The sequence below is a fragment of the Cobetia sp. 5-11-6-3 genome (assembly GCF_013374055.1).
In the GTDB taxonomy this organism is placed as follows: Bacteria; Pseudomonadota; Gammaproteobacteria; order Pseudomonadales; family Halomonadaceae; genus Cobetia; species Cobetia marina.
In genome coordinates this window covers 508,422-528,782 of sequence record NZ_BLWJ01000001.1, presented here as the reverse complement: position 1 = coordinate 528,782, position 20,361 = coordinate 508,422, and the positions used below count along the sequence as shown (strand labels likewise).

General features: G+C 64.1%; 13 protein-coding genes and 1 pseudogene. 5 read left to right on the top strand and 9 right to left on the bottom strand.

From position 1 onward, the window contains the following. Window positions 1–134: 134 nt before the first annotated feature. Window positions 135–3,116: a response regulator gene (locus tag HXS66_RS02135; RefSeq protein WP_176502760.1), complete on the bottom strand. Its 2,982-nt coding sequence runs from the start codon at window positions 3,114–3,116 to the stop codon at window positions 135–137. A gap of 340 nt (window positions 3,117–3,456) precedes the next feature. Between HXS66_RS02135 and cysM the strand changes: the two genes are divergently transcribed. The 5 genes from cysM (at window position 3,457) to ppc (ending at window position 11,998) form a co-directional block, all read left to right on the top strand. Further along, window positions 3,457–4,386: a cysteine synthase CysM gene (gene cysM / locus HXS66_RS02130; protein ID WP_176502759.1), complete on the top strand. Its 930-nt coding sequence runs from the start codon at window positions 3,457–3,459 to the stop codon at window positions 4,384–4,386. After that, complete coding sequence (gene rlmD, locus HXS66_RS02125; RefSeq protein ID WP_176492962.1) at window positions 4,386–5,789, top strand: 23S rRNA (uracil(1939)-C(5))-methyltransferase RlmD; 1,404 nt, start codon at window positions 4,386–4,388, stop codon at window positions 5,787–5,789. Before cysM ends, rlmD begins: the two co-directional genes overlap by 1 nt. A 56-nt stretch (window positions 5,790–5,845) precedes the next feature. Further along, window positions 5,846–8,110: a GTP diphosphokinase gene (gene relA, locus HXS66_RS02120; protein ID WP_077372191.1), complete on the top strand. Its 2,265-nt coding sequence runs from the start codon at window positions 5,846–5,848 to the stop codon at window positions 8,108–8,110. Further along, on the top strand, window positions 8,107–9,042 hold the full coding sequence (gene mazG, locus HXS66_RS02115; RefSeq protein WP_077372194.1) for a nucleoside triphosphate pyrophosphohydrolase: 936 nt from the start codon (window positions 8,107–8,109) through the stop codon (window positions 9,040–9,042). Before relA ends, mazG begins: the two co-directional genes overlap by 4 nt. A 307-nt stretch (window positions 9,043–9,349) precedes the next feature. Continuing rightward, window positions 9,350–11,998 (top strand): phosphoenolpyruvate carboxylase, encoded by a 2,649-nt coding sequence (ppc, locus tag HXS66_RS02110; RefSeq protein WP_077372197.1) that lies wholly within the window; start codon window positions 9,350–9,352, stop codon window positions 11,996–11,998. Window positions 11,999–12,218: 220 nt separating this feature from the next. Here ppc and HXS66_RS02105 read toward each other — a convergent pair. The 8 genes and pseudogenes from HXS66_RS02105 to HXS66_RS02070 all read right to left on the bottom strand — a co-directional run. Continuing rightward, window positions 12,219–13,157: pseudogene (locus tag HXS66_RS02105) on the bottom strand (asparaginase); the annotation flags it as partial. A gap of 116 nt (window positions 13,158–13,273) precedes the next feature. Then, on the bottom strand, window positions 13,274–13,933 hold the full coding sequence (pcp, locus tag HXS66_RS02100; RefSeq protein ID WP_176502758.1) for a pyroglutamyl-peptidase I: 660 nt from the start codon (window positions 13,931–13,933) through the stop codon (window positions 13,274–13,276). Between the two features lie 78 nt (window positions 13,934–14,011). After that, window positions 14,012–14,923, bottom strand: coding sequence for a DUF979 domain-containing protein (locus tag HXS66_RS02095; protein WP_077372207.1), 912 nt, complete (start codon window positions 14,921–14,923; stop codon window positions 14,012–14,014). After that, window positions 14,920–15,693, bottom strand: a complete 774-nt coding sequence (locus tag HXS66_RS02090) for a DUF969 domain-containing protein (RefSeq protein ID WP_077372210.1) — start codon at window positions 15,691–15,693, stop codon at window positions 14,920–14,922. Before HXS66_RS02090 ends, HXS66_RS02095 begins: the two co-directional genes overlap by 4 nt. A gap of 414 nt (window positions 15,694–16,107) precedes the next feature. Then, the gene (locus HXS66_RS02085; protein ID WP_176492966.1) at window positions 16,108–17,307 is read right to left on the bottom strand and encodes an MFS transporter; all 1,200 of its coding nucleotides are present in this window, start codon (window positions 17,305–17,307) and stop codon (window positions 16,108–16,110) included. A 263-nt stretch (window positions 17,308–17,570) separates the two neighbouring features. Then, entirely contained in the window at window positions 17,571–18,191 is a 621-nt protein-coding gene (locus tag HXS66_RS02080) for a hypothetical protein (protein ID WP_176502757.1), read from the bottom strand. 219 nt (window positions 18,192–18,410) lie between these two features. Then, the gene (locus tag HXS66_RS02075) at window positions 18,411–19,025 is read right to left on the bottom strand and encodes a CBS domain-containing protein (protein ID WP_065392490.1); all 615 of its coding nucleotides are present in this window, start codon (window positions 19,023–19,025) and stop codon (window positions 18,411–18,413) included. Between the two features lie 516 nt (window positions 19,026–19,541). After that, complete coding sequence (locus HXS66_RS02070; protein WP_077372220.1) at window positions 19,542–20,042, bottom strand: hypothetical protein; 501 nt, start codon at window positions 20,040–20,042, stop codon at window positions 19,542–19,544. Window positions 20,043–20,361 lie beyond the last annotated feature (319 nt).

The window sequence follows — 20,361 nt, the reverse complement described above, 5'->3', positions numbered from 1 at the left end:
CACCCTCGCCTTGCGGCCAGGGTGGCGTTGTCGTTGTCGGCAGAGGGATGGTGAGGAGGGGGCGGAAAAGGCAAGAGAAAAAGGGGTGGCGAAGAGCGGATGCCGTCATCAGTGCTCTCGACCAGCGCTCTCGCTCAGCGCTCGCGGTCCGAGGCGTCGGGGCGCGATTCTGCCAGGAGCAAGGTGGCTTCCTCGCTCTGCGCCCACTGGGCAAGGCTTGCGATGGCATCGAACAGCGCGGCGACGTCGTCCTCCAGCTGATCCAGACCACTGACGCGCAGGCGTGTCTCCAGCGCCTCGACCAGCAGTGCCAGGCGCGGCACGCCACAGTAGCGGCAGGCGCCATTCAGATAGTGCACCCCATCGAGCATGGCCTCGCCATCCTGTACCGCCCAGGCCCTGCGGATGGTGACCTCACTCTCCGGCAGGCTCTTGATCAGCAGTCCCAGCATCTCCAGGGCCAGCGCCTTGCGCCCGCCGGCCATCTCGATGCCCAGTGCCATGTCGACGATGGGCAGTTCGCCATCCTGCTCGCTCAGTCCCTCGAACGCGGCGGGCATGGGAGGTGTACCCTCGGGGCGCTTGCCACGCTCGATACTGCCCGCGTCAGTGGCACTGGAGAGGGGGGAGAAGGCGGGGGCCGTGTCGTGTGGCGGGGTCTTCGGCACGCTGAGCGTGATGCCAAGATGACGGCTCAGCATGTTGGCCAGCAGGTGCTCGTCGACCGGCTTGATGAGGTAGTCATCCATGCCCTCGGCCAGCAGCTCCCGGCGCTCGTGTGCCAGGGCGTGCGCGGTCAACGCGATGACGGGAAGGTGCTCATGGCGCATGCGCTGTTGATGGCGCAGTGCCTTGGTGGCTTCCAGGCCGTTCATGCCCGGCATCTGGATATCCATCAGTACCGCATCCACCGGCTGCTGCTGGGCCAGGGCCAACGCTTCCTCGCCACTCTGTGCGGCCAGGGTATCCAGACCCATGTCGGTGAGCAGTTCCTCGGCCAGCAGGCGATTGGAGGGGTTGTCATCGACGACCATCACGCACTTGCGCGTCATGTTCGGCGTCTCCGCAGGCGTGGCAGCCTGAGGCAGCCCGTCAGGCATGGGGGAGGCAGGCGACGCCTCGGGGGGCCGCGGCGATGCCGGCGAGCGCTCCGGGAGCGGAGCGGAAAGATCAGGCGTCAGCCGCCCGGCCGTGGTGCCATCCTCCAGCGGCGTGAAGGCCGGCAGCTCCTGGAGGCGTGGTGTGTCGCGCCGCGGTGAATGCAGCAGGTTGGCCAGCTTGTGGCGCATCTGCAGGCGTGTGACCGGCTTGCTGAGCAGTTCGTCGATCCCGTATTGCTGCAGGTCCTCGATATTGGCCGGCAGTGGCGCATTCAGCAGACACAGCACGCGACACGGCAGATGCTTGAGGCGCTGACTCCATTCCTCCAGCCGCTTCAGGTCACGGCTTTCCAGGGCGACTACCACGAGATCAGGCTGCTCCTCGATGCCGACGAGGTCCAGCGACCAGCGCGAGAGCAGGTAGCTCAGGGCGCGGCGCGTGGCCGGGTGAGGCTCGATGAGACAGATGCGCTGATGATCGAAGACGATCTCGCGCGGGCGCTCCTCGATGCTGCTGACGGCCACCGGCACGCTGAACAGGAAGGTGGAGCCATGTCCGGGCAGGCTTTCGACCTGGATCTCGCCACCCATCTGTTCCACCAGGCGCTTCGAGATCATCAGGCCCAGGCCGGTGCCGCCGAACTGGCGGGCGCGGGACGGGTCACCCTGGGAGAAGGCCTGGAACAGGCGGTTGCGTTGCGCACTGTCCATGCCGATGCCGGTATCGGCCACCGCAATCTTCAGGCGGGTACTGCTGCCGGAAAGGTCATCCACCATCACGCGGATGATGACTTCGCCCTGCTCGGTGAACTTGACCGCATTGGCCACCAGATTGGTGACTACCTGCTTGATGCGCAGCGGGTCACCCTCGAAGCGTTGTGGCACGTCATCGTAGACCAGCCCCAGCAGGTGCAGATGCTTGCGATGCGCCTCCGGGGCGTGCATCGCCAGCACTTCCTCGATGAGCGGCTCGATGTCCATCTGGACCTTCTCGAGCTCGAGCTTGCCGGCCTCGATCTTGGAGAAGTCCAGGATGTCATTGATCAATGACATCAGCGAGGAGGAGGCGTTCTGCATGTGGCCCAGCCAGTCGCGCTGGCGGTTGTCCAGGTCACTGCGCCCCAGCAGGTTGCTGAAGCCGATGATGCCATTGAGCGGCGTGCGGATCTCATGGCTCATGTTGGCGAGGAATTCCGACTTGATGCGGTTGGCTTCCAGCGCCTTGCGGCGGGCCATGTCCAGTTCGATGTTCTTGATCTCGACGGTTTCCATCGACTCGTGCAGGTCACGCGTCGTCTGGTCGATCTGGTCCTGCATGTCTTCCCGCGCGCGCTTGAGCTGCTCGACGCTGAGATTGTAGTGCTCGGCCAGCTCGCTCATGTCGTCATTCCCCTGCACCGGCAGACGCTGGTGAGTCTCGCCGCGCGCGAGGCGGGTCATGGCTTCGCCGAGGTCATGGAAGGGCTGCAGCATGCGACGTGAGGCATGGTAGGCGAACAGCAGCAGTGCCAGTCCGAAGACCAGATTGGCCAGCCCATAGCCGACCAGCAGCTGATAGCGGTGCAGCACGATACGGGTATCGGAGGCCTCGAGAATCAGCCAGGAGATGCGGTCTCCGCGTCGTGCCTCCCGCCATGGGTCGATCACCGGTGTCACCAGCACCAGCGCGTCGGGGGCTTGCGGGTAGGCGTCGCTTTCCAGCAGCGCGCTTGTCTGTGGACGTTGGCTCGGCCCCATGTGAAGCAGGGTGCCACCCTCGGGGGTGCGCAGCGTCAACCCTCGCACGTCGCGTTGATCGATGAGCATCTGTGCCAGTTCATGCAGACGCTGGTCGTCGGCTTCCAGGGCGGCATTGGCAAGCCCGGGCATGATCGCCTGCACACTGGCCTGCAGACGCTGCATCATGGCGGTGCGTTCACGACTGATCTCACGATCCACCACATAGAGGCTGAACAGCAGGCTCGTGGCAAGCGGCAGCAGAAGCAACGCGAGCTGAAAGCGGGTTCTAAGCAGCATGGCAGTCCATCGCGACGGGGCAGCGAGCCAGAGACTCGGATGCCGCAGGAAGAGGAAAACAGGGTTGCAGCGCCGCACCATTCGGAGGTGACGTGTCCGAGGGCCTGCGTGCAAGGCCCGCACAGCCGCCAGCGGCGAGCGGCGTGCGAAAGCCAGGCTCAAGCATACCTTCCAGACTGCAGTGATGCGATGGTTCGCGCCCTGACAGGGAGGTGGCGGGAGCGATATACTGCGCACATCTTCTACACCCCCGACGTGGCCCCGATTGTCTCAGGTCTCGATGCTGCCTCCTGACGGTCAGCATCGGAGTATCCGGGCGCGTCCTTGGAGTCTGCCCCTCATGTCTCATGTCAGTGACCCCGCGGATCTTGCCGCGACTGAATTCCCCAGTCTTGCCGATGTCGTCGGCAATACGCCGTTGGTACGCCTGACGCGTATCACCGCCGGTCGCAACAACGTCTTGCTGGCCAAGCTGGAAGGCCACAATCCCGCGGGTTCCGTGAAGGATCGTCCGGCGCTTTCGATGTTCAATGAAGCCGAGGATCGCGGCGAGATCCAGCCCGGTGACACCCTGGTGGAAGCCACCTCCGGCAACACCGGCATCGCGCTGGCGATGGTCGCGGCCATCAAGGGCTACCGCATGGTGCTGGTGATGCCCTCCACTGCCTCCAGCGAGCGCAAGCAGGCCATGGGCGCGTATGGCGCGACGCTGATCGAGGCAGACAACATGGAGCACGCGCGGGACATCGCCGATGGGATGATCGCGCGTGGCGAGGGCAAGGCCCTTGATCAGTTCGCCAATCAGGACAATCCCCTGGCGCACTACCGCACCACCGGACCGGAGCTCTGGCAACAGACTCAGGGACGCATCACGCATTTCGTCTCCTCCATGGGCACGACCGGCACCATCATGGGTACCTCGCGCTATCTCAAGGAGCAGAATCCCGCCATCGAGATCGTGGGACTGCAACCGGCGGACGGCGCCAGCATCGCCGGCATCCGTCGTTGGCCCGAGGCCTATCTGCCGCGCATCTTCGATGCCTCGCGCATCGACCGCACCCTGGATATCGCTCAGCGGGACGCCGAAGTCTGCATGCGCCGTCTGGCGCGTGAGGAAGGCATTCTGGCGGGCGTGTCCTCCGGCGGCGCCCTGGCAGGGGCGCTCACGGTGGCGGAGCAGGTCGAGAACGCGGTGATCGTATTCATCGTCTGTGACCGTGGCGACCGCTATCTGTCGACCGGCCTCTACACCCACGGAGATGACCTCTGATGGCACTGCTCGGACAGAAACGCCCAGCGCGCAAACCGACGCGTCGTGAGAAGGAAGTGGCCAGTCGCGAGACGCGCAACGTCAGTGATGCCGACAGCCAATGGCTGACGGTGGAACGTCTGGCGCATGATGGGCGAGGCGTCGCGCATGACGAGAACGGCAAGACCCAGTTCATCGACCAGGCCTTGCCCGGTGAGCGGGTCACGCTGGCCATCCACCGTACCCACAAGCGCTTCAACGAAGCGCATGTGCGCTCGCGGGACAATGCTGCCGAGAGTCGCGTGACGCCACCGTGTGCGCACTTTGGCACCTGTGGTGGTTGTGATCTCCAGCACATGGCATTGCCGGCCCAGCGCACCCACAAGGTGCAGGTGCTCAGTGAGCATGCACAGCGCAATGGCGTGGCGCTGGCGGATATCCAGCCACTGGGCGAGGACGAGCATCGTTATCGTCGGCGTGCACGCCTCGGGGTGCGCGTCACGGACAGCGGCGAGATCCAGCTGGGCTTCCGCGGCCGTGGCAGCAATCAGCTGGTGGATATCCAGAGCTGCAGCGTGCTGGTGCCGGCGCTGGATCGACTGATCACGCCGCTGCGCGAGCTGATCAATACGCTGGAAGCGCCCAAGCGTCTGGGGCATCTGGAGCTGACGGCCGCGGATGACCAGGTCATCCTGGTGATACGACAGCTCAAGGCCGTGCCGCGTGATGCCGAGCGCTGGCAGGCCTTTGCCGAGCAGCATGGGCTGGTGGTCGGCTGGCGAGTCGGGCGTGATCCGGTGGTGCTGGAATGGCTGGCCGGCACGCCGGACGCCGCCTACTCCGTGCGCGTCGGCGAGCGGACACTGCGTCTCGCCTTCTCGCCGGGTGACTTCGTGCAGGTCAATGCCGCGCTCAATCAGCGCCTGGTGGATACGGCGCTGGACTGGCTGGGCGACGTCAGTGGCCTTGCGGTCATGGACCTCTACGCCGGAGTCGGCAATCTCACGCTGGCCGTGGCGGCAGCGGGGGCCGCGAAGGTAACCGGCATCGAAGGCAGCCAGGGCATGGTGGATCAGCTGATCGCCAATGCCGAGCACAACGCGCTGCCCCAGGTGAGCGCTCGACGCGCCGACCTCAGTCGTGCCCTGCCATCACTCGAGGGTATCGACCTTCTGGTACTGGACCCGCCGCGCGATGGCGCTCAGCCTCTATGCGATGAGCTGGCACGTCACCTGCATGCCGGGAAGGTCTCCCATGCACCCGCACGGGTGCTGTACATCGCCTGTGACCCGACCACGTTGATGCGTGACGTGAAGATGCTCACCGACGCCGGCTATCGTGTCACGCGTGCGCTGATGGCGGACATGTTCGTTCACACGGCACATCTGGAATCGATGCTGCTGCTGGAGCGGATGGAAGACTGAGACGGCGCCCCCGGGCGCTGTCATCAAGATGGCAAGATATTCAAGGACATAGGGTCATGGTCAAGGTGCGCGAAGATCAGCCGCTGACCGATAGCGGTGGTGTGGACATCCCGGTGTGGGTCGCGCGACTGCGCGAGGAAGTCCCGTCGGTGAATGCCGAGGTCATGGTGCGAGCCTGTGAAGTCGCATTGAAGGTGGCGCGTGAGGCGGATGCGCGTGGCGACAAGCCCTGGCGTGAGCCGCTGGTCAGTTTCCGCTTCAGTCTCGAGATGGCGGATATCCTCTCGGAGCTGAAACTCGACCAGCCTGCGCTGGTGGCGGCAGTGCTCTATCGCGCGGTGCGTGAGGGGCACCTGGGGCTTGAGGCCATCGACAAGCACTTCGGTGCCGAGGTGGCACGCCTGATCGAGGGCGTGCTCAACATGGCCGCCATCAGTCAGTTGCAGGCGCCCAGTCATGGCATGGCGCAGCACGATCAACAGGACAACCTGCGCAAGATGCTGGTGTCGATGATCGATGACGTGCGCATCGCGCTGATCAAGATCGCCGAGCGCACCGTCGCCCTGCGTCACGTCAAGGATGCGCCGCGCGAGAAGCGCATGCGGGTCGCCAATGAGGTCTTCGACATCTATGGTCCGCTGGCTCACCGTCTTGGCATCGGTCAGCTCAAGTGGGAGCTGGAGGATCTGTCCTTCCGCTACCGCGAGGAGACCGAGTACAAGAACATCGCCAAGCAGCTGGCCGAGAAGCGTCTGGAGCGTGAGCATTACATCGCCGATCTGCTGGTCGAGATGCGCAGTCTGATGCGCGATCAGGGCATCAAGCACTTCGATGTCGCCGGCCGCGCCAAGCACATCTACTCCATCTGGCGGAAGATGAAGATCAAGCGCATCGCCTTCTCGCAGGTGTATGACGTGCGTGCGGTGCGGATTCTCGTCGGCACCGTCAGTGACTGCTATACGGCATTGGGCATCGTCCACTCGCGCTGGCACCACGTGCCTCACGAGTTCGATGACTACATCGCCAATCCGAAGAAGAATGGCTATCAGTCGCTGCACACCGCAGTGGTCGGGCCCAGCAACAAGGTCATCGAGATCCAGATCCGCACCTTCGACATGCACGAGGAGGCGGAGCTGGGCGTGTGTGCCCACTGGCGTTACAAGGGCCACGACGTCGGCCACAAGAGTCGCAGCTACGAGGACAAGATCGCCTGGTTGCGTCAGGTGCTCGAATGGCAGGACGAGGTCGGTGAGAGCGGGGGACAGGAGTCCATCCGTCAGGGCCTGAGTTCCGACGTGGCGCCTGATCGCATCTATGTCTTCACGCCGGAAGGGCATGTCATCGACCTGCCCAAGATCGCCACGCCCATCGACTTCGCCTATCGCGTGCACACCGAGGTGGGGCATCGCTGTCGTGGTGCCAAGGTTGACGGCCGTATCGTGCCGCTGACCTACAAGCTCAAGACCGGCCAGCAGGTCGAGATCCTGACGGCCACCAAGGGCGGGCCGAGTCGTGACTGGCTCAACCCCAATCTGGGCTATGTGCGTACCTCGCGCGCTCGCGCCAAGATCCAGACCTGGTTCAAGCTCCAGGCGCGGGATCAGAACGTCGACGAGGGCAAGGCGCTGCTCGAGAAGGAATTCTCGCGTCTGGCGCTGGAGAACCTTGATCGCGACAAGCTGGCCAACGCCGTCAACTATCCGACACGTGATGACATGTACGCCGCCATCGGCGCGGGGGACCTGCGAGTCGGCCAGGTGCTGCATCAGGCGCAGCAGCTGTTCGGCGACACCGATGATCAGGAGCAGCTCGAGCGCCTGCTGCGTCAGCGCAAGCCGCAGGGCAAGGAGAAGCCGGACGCCGTCATGGTGCTGGGGGTCGGCAACCTGAAGACCACCATGGCCAACTGCTGCCATCCGGTGCCGGGGGATCAGATCGCCGGTTTCATCACCCAGGGGCGTGGCGTGACGGTGCATCGTCAGGACTGCCCGAACCTGATCCAGCTGCGCTCGGACGAGCCGCGGCGCATCGTCGATGTCGACTGGGGCCAGCGGTCACGCAGCCAGTATCCGGTGGATATCGAGATCCAGGCCTGGGACCGCTCGGGGCTCCTGCGCGATGTCACCAATGTGCTCAGTGGCGACAAGGTCAATGTGCTGTCGGTCAATACGCGCACCGACCAGCTCGACAACATCGCCACACTCAGGATCACGCTGGAGGTCGAGAACCTCGATGTGCTGGGACGCGTGTTCGCACGTATCCAGCAGCTGCCCAACATCATCGACGTCAAGCGCCTGCGGGTCGGTGGCAACAAGTCATGAGTGCCGCTACTCCCCCCGGACGCCATGGCCTTGAGGACCTGCTGACTTTGATGGCCGTGCTGCGTGACCCGCAGTACGGCTGTCCGTGGGATCTGAAGCAGGACTACGCGAGCCTGGTGCCGCACACCCTGGAGGAGGCCTATGAAGTCGCCGACGTGATCGAGCGGGCCGCGGCAGATGCCGAGGTGCTCGACGAGCTGCCGGCGGAGCTGGGCGACCTGCTCTTTCAGGGCGTGTTCTACGCCCAGATCGCCAGCGAGCAGCAGCGTTTCGACTTCCATGACGTCATTCATGTGCTCACCGAGAAGATGCTGCGCCGCCATCCGCATGTCTTCCCGGATGGCACCCTGGCTTCGCGCCGTGAGGGCATCGCCACGCATGAGGTGGACGCAGGGTCGCTCAATGCCCAGTGGGAGACCCTCAAGCAGCAGGAGTCCGGCGAGCCATCTGCCAGCCAGGCCGCTGACGTCAGCGTGCTGGATGGCGTGCCGCTGGGCCTGCCGGCGCTGACGCGGGCGGCCAAGCTCTCGAAGAAGGCCTCACGTTCGGGCTTTGACTGGCCGGACACTGCCGGCGTGCTGGACAAGATCCGCGAGGAACTCGGCGAGGTCGAGGAAGCGCTGGCCGAGGGCGATGAGGCCCATGCGCGTGAGGAGGTGGGGGATCTGCTGTTCGCGGTGGTCAACCTGGCGCGGACGCTCAAGGCGGACCCGGAGCAGCAGCTGCGGGCGACCAATGCCCGTTTCGCGTCCCGGTTCCGTCATGTGGAAGCCGCGATTGCGGCAGAGGGGCGTTCGCTGAAGGAGGCCAGTCTCGCCGAGATGGATGCGCACTGGGATGAGGCCAAGCGCCGGGAGCGGGCGGCCAGTCAGTCCGAGAGCCTCGAGGATGGCTCGTCGAACGCGCGTGCGGTGACTCCGCTTGTCAGGTGATGTGATGCCGTCGTCGGGCGACAGAAAGAAAATGTAGTAAGTTTACGCGATAGTCGGATTGTGGAGCCAAGGCCCGCGGTCGTATGCTGATGGTAAGCGATCAGGGCAAGTGCCTTGTCCTGCTTTCCGGTCTGCTGCGCCGCGGGCCTTTCGTTTGGGGCATGCGTCAGATCTCTGTGCCAGTCTCCGTGTCAGATGGCGCAGGGCTTGCGACGGGCCGCGAGCCCGTCATGGATCTGTCAATTGAATGCCCCTGATGACAGGGGATGATTCCCGCGGCGGCACCGTCACTCCCAAGGAGGGTTGCATGAGTCACGACCTGCATGAATCGTTGCGCGACAATGTGCGCATTCTCGGGGACAACCTCGGCCAGACCATCGCGGCCGATCTCGGCGATGACTTCGTCGAGCGTATCGAACGCATTCGCGCCCTGGCCAAGAAAGGCCAGCAAGGCGACCTCGCGGCCCGTCGCGAGTTGATCGATTACCTGCGCGACCTTCCCGACAGCGATCTGCTGCCGGTCACCCGCGCCTTCAATCAGTTTCTGAATCTTTCCAACATCGCCGAGCAGCACTACCGCGGCCGCTTCAAGCGTGTCGAGGATTATCGTCCCGGCAGTCAGCCGGATCTGGGCGAGCTGATCACGCGTATCCGTGAGCGTGGCTTCAGTGCCCAGAAGATCGTCGAGGAGCTGTCGGCGATGCGCGTCGAGCTGGTGCTGACGGCCCACCCGACGGAAGTCATCCGCCGTACCCTGATCCAGAAGTACGATGCCATCGAAGGCTGCCTGACCCAGATGGAAGGTGCCTGTGATCGCCCGGAACAGGCGACGCTCGCGCGTGCACGCCTCTCTGAGCTGATCAGCCAGGCCTGGCATACCGACGAGATCCGTCACGAGCGCCCGACCCCGGTGGACGAGGCCAAGTGGGGCTTTGCCACCATCGAGAATTCGCTGTGGCAGGCGGTGCCTGACTTCCATCGTCAGCTGGACGAGATGACGCTGGAGGCGGCCGGCGAGCGTCTGCCGCTGGACGCCGCGCCCCTGCGCTTCGCCTCCTGGATGGGGGGCGACCGCGATGGCAACCCGAATGTCACCGCGCGGGTCACCCGCACCGTGCTGCTGCTGGGTCGCTGGATGGCGGCGGATCTCTACCTGCGGGATCTCGAGCAGCTCAAGTCCGAGCTCTCCATGTGGAAGTGCTCCGCGGCGCTGCGTGCCGAGGCCGGCGACGTGGCGGAACCTTACCGCGAGATCCTGCGGCGTCTGATCCTGCGCATGGAAAGCACCCGTGACTGGGCCAAGGCTGGCCTGGACGGCAAGCGTCACGAGGGGCTCGACATCATCGAGACGCGTGAGCAGCTCTATGCACCGCTGCTGGCCTGCTACCGCTCGCTGTGTGACGTGGGACTGGATACCATCGCCAATGGCGCCTTGCTCGACACGCTGCGCCGCGTGGCCTGTTTCGGCGTGACTCTCACCAAGCTCGACATCCGTCAGGAAAGTACGCGCCACGCCCAGGTGCTCGACGAGCTGACCCAGTCGCTGGGCATGGGCAGCTACTTCGAGTGGGATGAGCAGAAGCGCTGTGAATTCCTCGCCAGGGAGCTGGGCGGTCAGCGTCCCTTGATCCCGCGTCATTGGGAGTGCTCCACCGATACCCGCGAAGTGCTGGATACCTTCAAGGTCATCGCGCGTGAACACCGTGAGGCGCTGGGCACCTACATCATCTCGATGGCGGGCCAGGCCTCCGATGTACTGGCGGTGGCGCTGCTGATGAAGGAGGTGGGCGGTGATGTGCGCCTGCCCATCGCGCCGCTGTTCGAGACCCTGGACGACCTGGATCGCTCCGGCCCGGTCATCGACACGCTGCTGGGCATGCCGATCTATCGCAAGCACGCCGGCAATCGTCAGGAAGTGATGATCGGCTATTCCGACTCCGCCAAGGATGCCGGCCAGCTGGCGGCGGCCTGGGCACAGTATCGTGCCCAGGAGACGCTGGTGGATGTCACCAAGCGGCACGGCGTCGAACTGACACTGTTCCATGGTCGTGGCGGCACGGTGGGTCGCGGGGGCGGTCCGGCACATGCGGCGATCCTCTCGCAGCCGCCGGGCTCGGTGACCGGTTCCCTGCGCGTGACCGAGCAGGGCGAGATGATCCGCTTCAAGTTCGGCCTGCCGGACATCGCCAGCCGCTCGATGGAGATCTATGTCTGTGCGGTGCTCGAGGCCAGCCTGCTGCCGCCGCCCGCCCCGCGTCAGGAATGGCGCGACGAGATGAATCGTCTCGCGGACGTCGCGCACAAGGCCTATGTGGGGGTGGTGCGCGAGGACCCGAACTTCGTGCCTTACTTCCGCTCGGTCACGCCGGAGACGGCACTGGCGCGCCTGCCGCTGGGGTCACGCCCGGCCAAGCGTCGTCAGGATGGCGGTGTCGAGACATTGCGGGCAATCCCGTGGATCTTCGCCTGGACCCAGATTCGTCTGATGCTGCCGGCGTGGCTTGGCAGTGGCGAAGCCTTCGCCAATCGGCTCGAGGAAGAGGGTGGGCTGGAAATCCTGCGCGAGATGATGAACGACTGGCCGTTCTTCTCCACCTATGTCGACATGCTGGAGATGCTGCTGTCCAAGGCGGATCTCTCGACGGCGGCCTACTACGAGCAACGTCTGGTGGATGAGCCGGCGCTCAAGGAGCTGGGGCAGTCGCTGCGTGATCGTCTCGAGCGTCTGGAGAAGGTGGTGCTGGAGATCCGCGATCAACAGACGCTGCTGGAGCACATGCCGCTGATCCGTCAGGCCATCGATGTTCGCAACCCCTACATCGACCCGTTGCATGGCCTGCAGGCCGAGCTTCTGCAGCGCAACCGGGATGCCGATGGCGCCATCTCCGCCGAGCTGTCGCGCGCCCTGATGGTGACCATGGCCGGTATCTCGGCCGGTCTGCGCAACACCGGCTGAGGCGGCGGCTGACGATATCGCGTCAGCCAGTCTTGAGTCACTGCATGAAAAAGCCCCGACAGGCATGCCTGTCGGGGCTTTTCGTTGTCATGAAGCTAACGGCGACGTCTGGTTACAGCAGGCCGCTGGCGCGCTCTCCCACCCATGGCATCAGGAAGCGTTCCCGTTGCCAGTCCTCATCCTGATTGAGCGCGACCAGGTGCAGCAGCTTGGTGAAGGCGGCCTCCAGCGTCATGTCATCACCGGACAGTACCCCGATGGTGGCAAGGCCCGCGCCTGCCGCATAGTGGCCGATGCTGACCGGGCCATGCGGACACTGGCTGATGCCGGCCAGCAGCTTGCCTTCGCCGCGCGCATCGGCCAGCACGCCTAGAAGCTCGGCGTCCGCCGGCAGATTGCCGCTGCCCCACAGTTCCAGCACCGCGCCCTTCACTTCGCTGCGCAGCAACTGCACTCGTACGCTCTCGGCGCTGATGCCGGGGTAGAGTGGCAGGCGGATGATGGCATCCTGGCCGAGGCAGGCGTAATCCGGCAATTCGAAGGCCGGCCCCTGGTCATCCATCAGGCGGCCTGGATAGACCACGACACGGTCATCGACCCACTCGCCCAGCAGGGGGGCATTGGGAGTGGTGAAGCCGCGGTGATCCTGGGTATACCACTTGCGGGTGCACACGCCGCGCAGCAGCTGACCGCCGAAGGCGACCACCACCTCATTGAGGGTCGGTTGGGCGGCGGCGGTGAGGGCCAGTTCGACATTGGCAAGAGCATCGCTGCCGTCGGCCTCCAATGGCAGCTGGGCACCACTGACGATCACCGGGCGGGCTGTGCCCTTGAGCTGGAAGGCGAGGCTTGACGCCGTCCAGGCGAGGGTGTCGGTGCCCTGCAGCACCACGAAGCCATCGAAACTGTCATAGGCATCGGCGATCTCGCCCGCGATCTGCTGCCAGTCAGCGGGCGTCGCCGAGGAGGAGTCGATCAGTTGCGGGAATTCGCGCAGGGTGAAGGCGGGCAGACGGCCACGACGGCTGGGCGGCAGATCCTCCAGCGCTGCTCGCAGACGCGCATCGAAGTCTCCGGCCGGCACCAGGCCCTGCTCGCTTTCGACCATGCCCAGCGTACCGCCGGTATACAGCACCAGGATGTGTGTCTCGGGAGTCATCGTATCCACCTGCCAGAAATGGGAAAGCCGGCATTGTAACGCATGCCGGCTGGCGGGTGAGACGTGCTGCCAAGGGGATGACCAGGTCAGCAGCGAGTGGGGAGGCGGCGGAAGGGCTAGCTGATGTTGCCACCGCCGATGCGCACATCCTGCTGATGGGTCATGGCGCTGATGCAAAGGACGCGCACGCCTTCCAGCAGGCTCTCCAGGCTCATGGTCGGCAGTCGGCCATCGAGGCTCTGCTCGGGGAGTGCCGGAATATGCACGAAGCCGGAGCGGATCGGACTGTCCGCCAGATGGCGTTGCACGCCGTAGAACAGATGGTTGCAGACGAAGGTGCCGGCGGTATAGGAGACGCTGGCCGGCAGACCCGCTGCCTGAAGATCATTGACCATCGCCTTGATGGGCAGGGTGGTGAAGCAGGCATCGGGCCCTGCGACCTCGATGGGTTCATCCACCGGCTGGTGTCCGCCATTGTCCTTGATGCGGTAGTCATCCAGATTGATGGCGACGCGCTCCGGCGTGATGGCGCTGCGATCACTCGCCTGGCCCAGCATGATCACGGTATCGGGGGCGTGACGCTCGATGGCCTCCACCACGCTCTCGATCGCGGCGTAGCGCGTCACCGGCACGCGGCAGGTGCGTATCTCGACACTGTCCGATGAGCCATTCGGCAGGGCCAGGGTCTGACCCTCCAGCTGCTCGATGATCTTGAGTGCCGGATTGACGCTGTCGTGGCCGAAGGGCTCGAAACCACAGAGAAGCAGACGGGACATGGGAGACTCCTTGACTGGCATCGATCACCGCAGGCCACTGCTGGCAGTGATCGATGCGCGGGTAAGCATGAGAACGAATCAGAAGGCCAGCAGCAGCATCAGGCTGATGTTGGCCATCAGCATCACCAGCGCCGGAATGATCTGGGCACGGATGATGTGATAGCGATCATCCAGCTCCAGCAGCGCCGCCGGCACGATGTTGAAATTGGCGGCCATGGGCGTCATCAGCGTGCCGCAATAGCCCGACAGCATCCCCAGCACGCCGACGATGGCGGGATTGCCACCATGCAGGGCGATGACCAGCGGATAGCCGATCCCGGAGGTGATGACGGCGAAGGCGGCGAAGCCGTTGCCCATCAGCATGGTGAACACGGCCATGCCGACACAGTAGGCGATCACGCAGGCGATGAGACTGGTATCGGGAACCACGCTTGAGACCAGCCCCGCGATGGTCTGGCCGACACCGGCCTGATCGAACAGCAGACCGAGCGCGGCCAGGAACTGCGGCAGGATGGCGGCCCAGCCGATGGCATCCGCCAGGCGACGACCTTCCTGCATGCCGGTGCCGGGGCGCTCACGCAGCAGCAGCAGGGCAACGGCAAACGCCAGCACGGTCGCAAGCCCCAGTCCGACCAGTGCGCTCTGCCCGGTGGTGAGGGTGTAGAGGAAGGTGCCGATGGGAATCACCAGTGCCGGAATGAACAGCCGAGACCCCAGGCGTTGGCGGCGCTGCTGGCGGGCTTCATCGCTGAGCTGTCCGTAGTTGCCGAAGCCGAGCTGACCGGTGGCGGCCAGCAGTGCCATGGCGAGCATGGCGAGGCCGACCACGACATTGGGCAGCCACTGGCCGAAGGCCAGGCTGATCCCGAAGATCATCCAGAAGGCGCTGGTGCCAAGGCGACGCGGATGGTCGCGGTCGGTCAGGGTCAGAAGGGCAAACACCATGACGGCGAAGCCGGTGATCAGGTAAAGGGCATCGATACCGCTCATGAGTGGCTCTCCGTCACGGGAGTGGTGTAGCTGTCAGGGGCTGACGCGGGGGTTGCCTGCAAAGGGGAGGCGGGATACTCCTCGCGCAGCAGTCGATGCTCCTGCTGGATGCGCTTGTCCAGCCGGCGACACAGGATGAAGACCACGACCAGCGAGACGAGTGCGGTAGGAATGGCATAGAGCGCCATGTCCGCGAGACTGACGCTGGTGCCGCTCTTGTCCAGCACGCTCTTGATCAGCAGCAGGCCGCCCGAGGCGACAAAGATCAGCTGACTGAAGAAGTTGCCGAAGTTCTCGCTGACGGCATTGAGTACCCGGATGCGCTGGCTCAGGGTCTTGAAGCGGGGGGAGGCCACGGCTTCCTCGGAGAGGTCGCGCTCGGCGGCACCGACCGACATCGGCGCGACCAGCGGACGGATCATCGCCGGGTGCCCACCCAGCTGCAGCCCGAAGGCGTTGGTCACCTTGCGCAGCAGCAGGTAGCTCAGGGTGATGCGGCCGGCACTGGCGGCACGCAGCTTCTGCACGAGATGCTCGGCCTGGTCACGCAGGCCATTGCGCTCCAGCAGGCCAATGACCGGCAGGGTGATGATGAAGAGTGACACGGCGCGGTTGTCGGTAAAGGCCTGGCCGAGGGCGCCGAGGATCTCGGTGGGTGTCATGCCGGCCACGAGTCCCGAGGCAAAGCCTGCCACCAGGACCACCAGCAGAGCGTTCAAGCGCAGTGCCAGACCGACCACGATGATGGCGACGCCGATCAATGACAACATGTGATATCTCCCGAGCCTGAGGAGGACAGTCTGTTGCGGGGGCAGGACATGGGCTTTCACCTCTGAGTGTGAGCTTGTTGTTGTGAAGTACGTGCCGCGAAGTAGGTACCGTGAAGTACGTTGTTTTACTACGCGAGTTCAGAGGGTAGGGTCAGGCAGGAATAATCCAAATGAGACATTCGGAATATATAAATTAATCGTAATTGTTGAATCGATAGAATCTATCACTTGGAGGTGCATGACAGGTCTGGTCGATATCAGGCAGACATCAGCACGTCAGCGTGTGAATGCCGGAGCGGGACGCTCGCGTCAACAGGCCCCGCCGGGCGCACGCTCGAACATCACGCCAGAGCGAGCAACCGCTTGGGCAAAACGGCGGGGCAGGGAAGAGATGAAGAATGCGCAGCAGAGGACTCAGCCGTCGATGACCTCGGGGCTTCCATCATCGCGCAGACAGATGCGCTGACGTCTCCCGACCTTGAGACCCAGCGCTGCGGCGGCGATGAGAATCAGCGCGAACAGCGAGGCGATCACGTCAAGGTCATTGGTGAATTCAAGCAGTATGCCCACCGCCAGCGGGCCGAGTGCCGCCAGCATGTAGCCGGTGCCTTGCGCCATTCCCGACAGCGCCCCGGCCAGGCGAGCGTCGTTGCTGCGCAGTACCAGCAAGGTCAGCGCCATCGAGAAGCTGCCTCCTTGACCAAAGCCCAGCAGTACGGCGAACAGCCAGCGCAGTGACAGCGGGCCGACCATCAGGCCGAGCAAGCCGACCGCCGAACAGGCAAGCAGCAGCAGGATGGCGGGACGCTGATCCCGTCCCATGCGCCCGATCACCGGCGCCAGCAGGGCAGTGAGTACCTGGGCCATCACCGAGGCGGCCATCAGCCAGCCGGCCTCGACATCGCTCAAGCCACGTTGTTGCAACAGAAACGGAAGCCAGCCGAAGACGATATACGCCAGTGATGACTGGCAGCCCATGAAGAAGGTGATCTGTCGTGCCAATGGCAGGTGCCACAGGCGTGGCGCGTCATGTTGGCCGGCCGGCAGGCGCCGAGGCCAGGGGTGCGGCATGCTCAGACGCCAGACCGGTAGGGCGATCACCACCAGCAATGCCCAGCAGCTCAAAGAGGCCTGCCAGCTGTCCAGCCAGTTGGCCAGCGGCACACTGAGCCCTGCGGCAAGGGCGGCGCCAAGGCATAGCGCCATGGTGTAGACACCGGTGAACAGGTCAGCGCGCTCGGGATGTTCGCGCTTGACGATGGCGGGCAACAGGGTGCCCGCGATACCGATACTGCCGCCGCACAGCAAGGTCCCCAGATAGAGAAGGAGGGTCAGGTCGCTGGCACGCAGCCACAAGGCGATCCCCAGGGTGACAAGCGCCAGGCTCAAGGTACGCTCCGCCCCCAGTCGCCCCGCCAGGCGTGGTGCCAGTGGCGCGAACAGTCCCAGGCATATCACCGGCAGAGTCGTCAGCAGGCCGGCGGCCAGTGTGCTCAGGCCAAGATCCTGCGTGATGCGATCCAGCAGGGGGGCCAGCGAGGACAGCGCCGGTCGTAGATTGAGGGCGACCAGTATCAGGATGAGCAGAAACAGCGGGACGGACATTCGGCGCATGAGGCAGGCCTATCCTGAAGTGAAGGAGAGTCATGAATACGCGGGCGGACAGGGGCAGTGAACCTCCTGAACGCTTGGACAGTTCTGCGAGAATACCGTCATCCTCCGGCACTGTCTTGCGGGTTCCGACCAATATGCAATACCCATGATACAAGGCACGCCGTGCAATGAACGACCTGCCATTCACGATCTGGCATCCACGACGCAAGACGCCCAGCAGGGGCTGGGCGTCTTGTGAGATAAGGCGGGTTGCAGAGAGGGGCTCAGTATTTCGGCTCGAGCTCCAGCTCCCGAGCCCCGGGGTAGAGCTCAAGCGGAGTCTTGCGTGGCGTGGTGCCAGCTCCCTGCCCTTGCTGCCCGGTACGTGACCTGGTGTCACCGTTGCGCCATGAGGAAAGCGGCGACGTGCGATCAGACGAGACGCTGCTGGTCGACGAGGCAGCGGGACGACGCAGCGCCTTGGCACGAATCAGGGACATGTCCTCGGTACTCAGCAGCAGGCCCTGCTGGGTACGCTCGATCTTCAACAGGCCCTTGAAGTGCCAGCAGCGCATCGGGGTATGGGCGACGCGGTAGCGGTGGCCTTCCACCTCCAGCGATACGGCTTCCCTGGGACGGCAGCCCCGAGGATGAAGCTGTACCTCTTCCAGCAACACCAGACGATTGAAGTCCTGGGGTTGAAGGACCTGGTTGCCTTCATGCATGCGCACCGGGAAGGCGTGGTTGTCGCGGGACAGTTCACGTCGCTTGTGGTTGACGCTGCCAGACCCTTCCAGGACACCCACGCCACAGACGTGCAACAGTTCGCCGTCGATCTGCTTGATGACAAGCACCTCGACGTGGCGTTGCTTGAACAGTTGATTACGCAATGAGCTCAAGGGCATGGCGGGAATCCTCTCTGGCAGCTTCTGGCCTCTTTTCAGTGGCGGGTCGCCAGACGGGTTGGATGGCGTTGAAGCGATATCTGTCGACTATATCATACGCCGTCCTGTCGAGGATTTCCTGAATCCAGCGCCCTGGCGCAGTGATCTATGCAACCTGTCGCTGGATTCATGGGCGTCTTTGATGACAAGGGCTGAGGCGTCTGGTGCCAAGTGCTCATGTCACTCGTACTTGCCAAGTACCGCCCGGCAGATGTCGGCAAAGCTGCGGGCTTCCGGGGGATGCTCAAGGTGGAGTCCGAGGGCCTGCCCGACACGAGATGCCGCGATCAAACCACGGATGCAGGGGTGGCCATCGCTGTCCTCTTCCGTGACCAGCAGGTGGGATTCTCCGCTCTGACGCAGGGTCTCGACCAGATCGCCCACCCTGGCGCGCTTGAGCACTGACAGGGCAATGCCGTGCAGCTCGGCGCGTGGCACCTGCACCATGTCAACGGTGACTTCATCACGCTGTACATCGAAGCGTGTCATGGCCCGCATCACCACGCGCCCGCCCTGCAGCTCGCGGGAGGTGACGACGCCGGTGAAGGTGCCGTCGTGATCATGCACCAGCAGAAGACGCACGCCTGCCTGTTTCATGGTCGCCAGCGCCTGACCGATGGAGGCACTCCCCTGGATGCTGCGACCCGCGGTCACCGAGAAATCGGTCAGCAGTTCGCTGGCGGGGCTGTCCATGTTGATGTCGCCCAGAGGCTGGAGAGGCAGGCGTGAGGTGGTGACCTGTTCAAGCGGTTTCACTTCGAGGGTGTGATAGGCAGATGGGGCGATGGCATTCATGGAATGACTCCGATACTTGATGAACGATGAGCGTCTGCAAGATGAGAGTCACGCTGATCAAGGGAGTTTCCTGCACCAGGAGTAACGACTTGTTGCTGTTGTCGCAACCACTGATGCAAGGCCCCGCTCGAGAGGCGGGCGTGTGACTGGCGCGCGGAAAGACGCTGTCTGGCAGCAGGCGAGCAAGATGGAACAGAGGCGAAGTGACTGGCAAGAAAGCCGGATGGGGCGGGGGGGTGAAAGATCCTGCGCTGAATGACAGCCGGATGTGACAAGGCACGGCGTCCTCCCGGATCAGGAATCACGTCGTGCCTTGTTCATGCAGGGGGCAGTGAGCTCATCACCGCGTCAGCAGGCCCAGCTGTTGTTCTGGATTGGCAACAATGCGCCGCTGGCTCCGTTTCAGAGCCCTCATGTCGAAGTCCTTATGCCAGAGCTCTTATGCCAGGGCTCATATGCCAGGGCCCTTATGCCAAGCCCTGATGTCTGGGCCCTGATGCCAGCATGCTCACGGCATCACAGCCACTCTTTCAAGTCGCCGCGCACCGAGTCCAGGAAGGTGATGAAGTCCGTCTGACCCTCGCCATCGCAGCGATCGACCTTGCAGGCGAGCTTCATGCGAGTCCCGGCCACGATCTCGTCATAGACCTCCAGCGTCAGCTTCTCCACCTCGGCATCGGCAGGCTCCCGCTCGCCATCTGCCAGACTGAAGGTGGTGATCAGCGTGCCACGCAGACGGGTAGTGCCGCCTTCGGCGACGATCCGGCGGACTTTCAGCCAACCTTCGCGCACCAGGACATCCCCCTGGGCATCCTTGTGCTTGTAGATCGTGCGGTAGCAGGCGTTTTCCGAGGCACCCTTGGCCGCCATGCTCTGGTAGGCCTGAATCATGCGGGTCGCCATGGTGCCGGCTTCGGCAATCTTGCGACGGGCAGCACGGTGTTCGCGCTCGAGACGATCCTGCTTGGAGAAACGCTGCCACAGGTGGAAATCGCGCGTCAGAGTGGTCGCGTCCATTGAATACTCTCTTGTTGCATGAAGGCCGTTGCCCCCTGGCGGGGGAAACGGGCAAGGATGGTGGCGGGAGGCAGGACCTTGTGGTCGTGCTGCTCCGGCCCGGTAGTCAGGCGTATCACTGATGGCCCTCATCATCCCTAATCCGAAGGGCGCTGCCAAGGCAAGCGTCGCCGCGCATGAGCGTCGAGCATTGCGCGGCCCCGTGGCATCCACCGTGGTTGATGCGCCATGCAGCCTCACCGGATAATGGGCCGCATTCAATGCGCGGCCAGGTCATGTCGAGGGGGATGGACATCGTGCGGAAGAGGGATGGCATTTG

Coding starts and splice junctions, on each gene's coding strand:
- HXS66_RS02075 (WP_065392490.1), bottom strand. CDS start 19,025: ATGAATGCCATCGCCCCATCTGCCTATCACACCCTCGAAGTGAAACCG.
- rlmD (WP_176492962.1), top strand. CDS start 4,386: ATGGCACTGCTCGGACAGAAACGCCCAGCGCGCAAACCGACGCGTCGT.
- relA (WP_077372191.1), top strand. CDS start 5,846: ATGGTCAAGGTGCGCGAAGATCAGCCGCTGACCGATAGCGGTGGTGTG.
- HXS66_RS02095 (WP_077372207.1), bottom strand. CDS start 14,923: ATGAGCGGTATCGATGCCCTTTACCTGATCACCGGCTTCGCCGTCATG.
- cysM (WP_176502759.1), top strand. CDS start 3,457: ATGTCTCATGTCAGTGACCCCGCGGATCTTGCCGCGACTGAATTCCCC.
- ppc (WP_077372197.1), top strand. CDS start 9,350: ATGAGTCACGACCTGCATGAATCGTTGCGCGACAATGTGCGCATTCTC.
- HXS66_RS02135 (WP_176502760.1), bottom strand. CDS start 3,116: ATGCTGCTTAGAACCCGCTTTCAGCTCGCGTTGCTTCTGCTGCCGCTT.
- HXS66_RS02080 (WP_176502757.1), bottom strand. CDS start 18,191: ATGCCCTTGAGCTCATTGCGTAATCAACTGTTCAAGCAACGCCACGTC.
- HXS66_RS02085 (WP_176492966.1), bottom strand. CDS start 17,307: ATGCGCCGAATGTCCGTCCCGCTGTTTCTGCTCATCCTGATACTGGTC.
- mazG (WP_077372194.1), top strand. CDS start 8,107: ATGAGTGCCGCTACTCCCCCCGGACGCCATGGCCTTGAGGACCTGCTG.
- pcp (WP_176502758.1), bottom strand. CDS start 13,933: ATGTCCCGTCTGCTTCTCTGTGGTTTCGAGCCCTTCGGCCACGACAGC.
- HXS66_RS02070 (WP_077372220.1), bottom strand. CDS start 20,042: ATGGACGCGACCACTCTGACGCGCGATTTCCACCTGTGGCAGCGTTTC.
- HXS66_RS02090 (WP_077372210.1), bottom strand. CDS start 15,693: ATGTTGTCATTGATCGGCGTCGCCATCATCGTGGTCGGTCTGGCACTG.